The organism is Mariniflexile aquimaris, from assembly GCF_042676825.1.
In the GTDB taxonomy this organism is placed as follows: Bacteria; Bacteroidota; Bacteroidia; order Flavobacteriales; family Flavobacteriaceae; genus Mariniflexile; species Mariniflexile aquimaris.
The window spans coordinates 1-5,764 of sequence record NZ_JBHTIB010000007.1 but is presented as its reverse complement, the minus strand read 5'-3'; the positions used below and the strand labels follow the sequence as shown (position 1 = coordinate 5,764).

General features: G+C 39.3%; 1 protein-coding gene. It reads right to left on the bottom strand.

All coding sequences use genetic code 11. The features are described 5' to 3' along the window. Positions 1–89: 89 nt before the first annotated feature. A complete protein-coding gene (locus tag ACFQ0I_RS05040; RefSeq protein ID WP_449288673.1) occupies positions 90–5,615 on the bottom strand; it encodes a hypothetical protein in 5,526 nt (1,841 codons plus the stop codon). Positions 5,616–5,764 lie beyond the last annotated feature (149 nt).

Sequence of the window (5,764 nt, the reverse complement as noted above, 5' to 3'; positions counted from 1 at the left end):
CATTAGCATCTTTTATGTATGCCGTTACCGTTCCTGCTGTATAAGTAGAATAGGTATTGGTGGTAGTGTAATTTACACCGCCATCAAAACTAAAGGTATATGGCCCTGTTCCGCCACTGCCTGTAACGGTTACTATGGCTNGTAATGGTAACTAATGTAGCTGGTGAAACACAACTTTTACTGTCTCTAACTACAACATCGTAAACACCTGCAGCATTTAATCCTGTAAATATATTCGATGCTTGGTAAGTCGCACCATTATCAATACTGTATTCATACGGTGCTACACCTCCTGATGCCGTTACTACTATACTACCATCATTGCCGCCATTACAACTTACATTGGTATGTGTTTCTGAATGAGTTACTGGGGTTAATGCATCGATAGTAATAATATTGGTCTCTGCTTGACAACCATTTGCATCTGTAATTCTAAATTGATATGTTCCTGCACTTGCAGTAGTATATATATAAGGACTTACCACAGGGCCTGATGCAGCATATGGCGCTCCATTTATGGATACTTCATAAGTATACGGTGCTAAACCTCCAGTAATAGTTCCCGTAATTTCAGCATCTGGTGTTCCTGTACAATCTAATTCTTTCGATAAGGTTATTACTGAATTTAATGGTGCATATACAACGGTTTGAGTTGGACTCGTATTAGTACAACCATTCGCATCTTTAATAGTTACGGTATAACTTCCTGGTGCATTTACAGTAAATGTCGGACTTGCTTGATATGATGCGCCTCCATTGATACTATATGTAAATGGTGCTACGCCTGTCTCTCCGAACGCTGTAAAAGTAAAGCCTGAAGTAACAGTACATTGATTAGACGCCAGAGTTGGTGTAGACACTGATGGTAACGGATCTAATATAACCGTAACGGTATTCATTTCTGTACATCCATTTGCATCTCTTACATACACATCCCAAACTAAGTCTGCTCCCGAATTGGTATCTACCGTAACTACATTACTACTGCCATAAGCGGCAGCTAATGGAGCTGCGTTTCCTGTTACTACTGCTGCATAAGTATAACTCACTGTGCCTCCTGATGCTGTCACGGTTATTTGTGATTCATCATTGGTACAGAATACATTGGTCGCTGTTGCTGTAAATGTTAATGGACTTGCTGGCTCACTAACTAATACTGTAAATGTATCTGTACATCCTGTAATTTCGTCTGTTACAACAATTTGTTGATTCCCTATTGGTAACCCGGTTAAGTTAATCGTTACTGATGATTGCCCAACTACTGCTGGTCCTCCATTTACTGTATAACTATATGTGCCTGCAAAATTTGATACCGTAAAGTCTACAGCTCCATTTGAGCCTCCATTACAAGAAACATCATTAATTAATGCGCCTGAAACTGTAATATTCGTTACTGGTACAACTGTATAGGATTCCTGATACGTACAGCCATTGGCATCGGTTACCTCAAACATATAGGTGTCTGGTGCTAAGCCTGTAAATACATTTGACGCCTGTGGTCCAACTGCGATTGGTGAAATAATTTCATAAGACAATATTCCAATTCCATCTGTCACTGTTAGAGTCACATCTGTTGTTGTGGCTATACAGGTTACTGGTGGTGATGAAAAATCTATATCTGTTGGTGGATCTAATGCTGGTACCACAACATCTATTGGCGCTGGAATAGGGCATCCATTAGCATCTTTTATGTATGCCGTTACCGTTCCTGCTGTATAAGTAGAATAGGTATTGGTAGATGTATAATTTACACCGCCATCAAAACTATAAGTATATGGTCCTGTTCCGCCACTGCCTGTTACGGTTACTATGGCGGCTTGGGTGGCATTGCCTGTTCCACAAGTTAATCCTTGGGTTAAAGCAATGGTTCCTCCAACTAATGCTGGTTCAGTAATGGTTACTAAGGTTGCTGGTGAAACACAACTTTTACTGTCTCTAACTACAACATCGTAAACACCTGCAGCATTTAATCCTGTAAATATATTCGATGCTTGGTAAGTTGCACCATTATCAATACTGTATTCATACGGTGCTACTCCTCCTGATGCCGTTACTACAATACTACCATCGGATCCTCCATTACAACTTACATTCGTATGTGTTTCGGAATGGGTTACTGGGGTTAATGCGTCGATAGTAATAACACTGGATTCTGCTATACAGCCTTGTGAGTCTGTCACTCTAAATTGGTATGTGCCAGCAGCAGCCGCAGAATATGGTGAACCTGCAATACCTACATAGCCTCCTCCATTATAATCTACTTCATATGTACTATATGTTCCTGTTCCTCCACTTGGAATTAAGGTTATCACCGCATTTGGTGAGGCAGTACAATCTAATTCTTTAGTTATATCGGCATCTAATAACAATGCTGGTTGTACCAAATACGTTGTTGTTGCAATACAGCCATTACCGTCTTTAATAAACACGTCGTAAAGTCCAACTACATTAATGCTAAATGTTGCACTAGACTGGTAAGCTCCGGCTACACCACCAGAACCTATACTGTAGGTTACCGGTCCAACTGAAGTGGTACCTGATAGTGTTATAGTAATAGGCGTTCCATCAAAACATTGCTGAGCTACAGGATTTATTGTTGGGTCTGCATCTCTGGTTATGGTTTTATTAATTCTTACCTGACAACCATTTGCATCTTCAATAACAATATCCCAATTAAGTCTTATAGCATCATCTAAATTAAGAACATTACTAGATCCGAAATCTAATGCCACAGGTATAAACCCTGGTGCACCAGCGGCATACTTATAAGGTCCTGTTCCGCCTGTTGTTGTTAACGTAATTTGTGCTCCAGAATTACAATTTGCATTTACTTCAGCTGTAATAGTTGAAGCAAGGGGTTGAACTGGTTGTCTTATTTGAAATTGTCCAGTAATTGAACAAAATGTACCATCAACCTCTTCAACGTAAAGCGTGTAGTTACCCGCTGGCAACCCTGTAATTATTGCAGATGCAGGAGCACCTGTTAAACCTGGTAAATTTCCATTTTTTGCTGGGATAATTGCTGTATTTGTTAAATTATCTCGTACTTCATAATAAAGTTCTGTAACTGTCGGATCATATTGATCAACTGTAAATGAAATTTCACCATCATTAGCACCAAAACATGTTACATTTGTTGCTACTAACGGATCAATAACAATTGGAGATATAAGCGGGGTCGTGATTTCTAAATACGACGGACAGCCATTTATGTCAATTACTTCAAACACATAAGTAGTTCCTTGATCTAATCCCGTAAAAGTATAGGAGGTGGCAGATGTTGTAACTGCTGTAGCTGGTTGACCGTATATTAAATATGTATAATCGGGAATACCTCCAGTTACATTTAATTCAACATCAACTCCAGTTAAACAAGTTGCATTTGCAACTGCACTGGTTAAATTCAAATATGGAATTGGTTCTATTCGTAGTTTATTACTTCTATACTCACAACCATTAGCATCAACTATGGTAATGTAATAATCACCAAAATTTAAACCTCCAAAATTCCAAACTGGAGTGCTTGCAGAAGCTAATTCAGTATAAGTAGCAATCTGAGTAAAAGAATTATCGTATAATGTATAAACGTAAGGCGCTGTCCCTCCAGAAGTTATATTAATATCAAAACTTCCTGGTGTATTTGGACTACATTGAATACCATTTATTACAATATTAGGTGAAATAGGCGCTGGGTCAGCTAATACAATACTGCCAGTAGCTTCACAACCTTTTGCATCTCTTACAACATAATTATAGGTGCCCGCAGATAGGCCACCAAATACATTCGAAGACACGAATGTCACGCCATTATCAATACTATAAGTAAATGGCGCTTCTCCTGATGTTGCTGATAATCTAATTGAACCATCAGAATCTCCATTACAAGTTGGATTTACTTGAGTTTCTGATGCCGTTACAGGTATAATAGCTGCAACAGTGATTACACTAGTTTCTCTAGTACAACCATTATCATCTGTTATCTCAAACTGATAGGTATCTGCATTTGTAGCACTATATGTAAATGTTGTTCCAGCAAATGCTGTTGAAGCTCCATAAGCACCTGCCCCTATTTTTACTCTGTAAGAATAAGGCGCATTACCACCTGAAGTTGTAACATCAATAGTAGCTGCTGTTGGCACTGAACATGTTAAATCTTTTGTTAAAATGGCATTTGTATCCAATGGTGCGTAAACAACCGTTGGTGTTGGGCTTGTTGCTGTACAACCATTTTTATCTTTTATGGTTACTGTATAACTGCCCGGTGTATTGACTGTAAATATTGGACTAGACTGGAAAGTAACACCATTGATACTATACGTTAGTGGTGCTAAACCAGTGCCTGTTGCTGTAAAGGTAAACCCTGAAGAAACCGTACATTGGTTTGAAGCCAATGGTGGTGTAGTTACCGTTGGTAACACATCCGAAATTATTGTAACTGTATTTGTTGTGATACAACCATTCGCATCTCTTACATAAACATCCCAAACTAAATCTGCTGCAGAATTTGTATCGACATTTAAGACATTACTACTACCATAAGCTCCCGCTAAAGGCGCGGGGTTTCCTGATATTACAGCGGCATAGGTATAACTTGCTGTTCCTCCTCCTGCCGTCGCAGTAATTTGTGATTCATCATTTGTACAGAACACATTAGTTGCCGTAGCTGTAACTGTTAAAGCCGCTGGTTCAGTAATTGTAATTGAATATGTAGCTGTACAACCTGTATTATCGTCGGTAACTTCAAGCGTATAAGTATCTGCAACTAACCCAGTTAAATTAACTGTATTTCCTACTTGAGATAATGTTCCTGTTCCACTCGTTAAAACCGAAGTATAAGTACCAGCGTATCCAGAAACCGTAAATCGAATCGCTCCAGAATTACCTGTGTTACATAAAACATCACTCAATTTTAATCCTGTTACAGCTATTGGCGTTACTGGTGCAATCGTGTGAGATTCGGAATAATAACAACCATTCGCATCTATTACTCTGAATGTATAAGTACCAGGTGCTAATCCTGAAAACACATTTGAAGCTTGGTAGGCAGTTGCCGAAGCGGCTGGTGCCACTATTTGATATTGTAAAGCTCCAACACCACCCGTTGTACTAGTTATCGTTACTGTAGAAGTAGTTGCTAGACAAGTAACCACTGATGAATTCAATATTAAATCCGATGGCGGATTCAATGCCGTTAGCGTGATGCTTTGTGCTGCTGTTAAACAACCATTGGCATCTCTTACTACATAATTAAAGGTCTGGTCCGATCCGTTATCGTTTACCGTTAAGGTATTGCTTGAACTAAACGTGGCGCCATTATTAAAACTGTATTGGTAGGGTGCTGTTCCTGTTGTTGGTACCGCAATTGTGATTACTGCCGATTGTTTGGCATTAGTAGCACTACAACTAAAGGCCGTAGCACTTGCTGTGGCTGTTAATGGTGTTGGCTGGGTGATAGTCACTACTGTTGCTACAGAAATACAGCTTTTGCTGTCTCTTACAACAATATTATAAGTTCCTGCTGCTAAACCATTAAACACATTCGATGCTTGGAAGGTCGCTCCATTATCCCTACTGTATTGATAAGGAGCAATTCCATCAGCTGCCGTTACTACGATACTGCCATCGTTAGCACCATTACAGCTTACATTAGTCTGTGTGTAAGTTTGCGTTGGGGTTGTTTTTGGCGTTACTATGATAACATTTGATATCGCCTGACATCCTTGTGAATCGGTTACTCTAAACTGATAATTTCCATCTGTAGTCG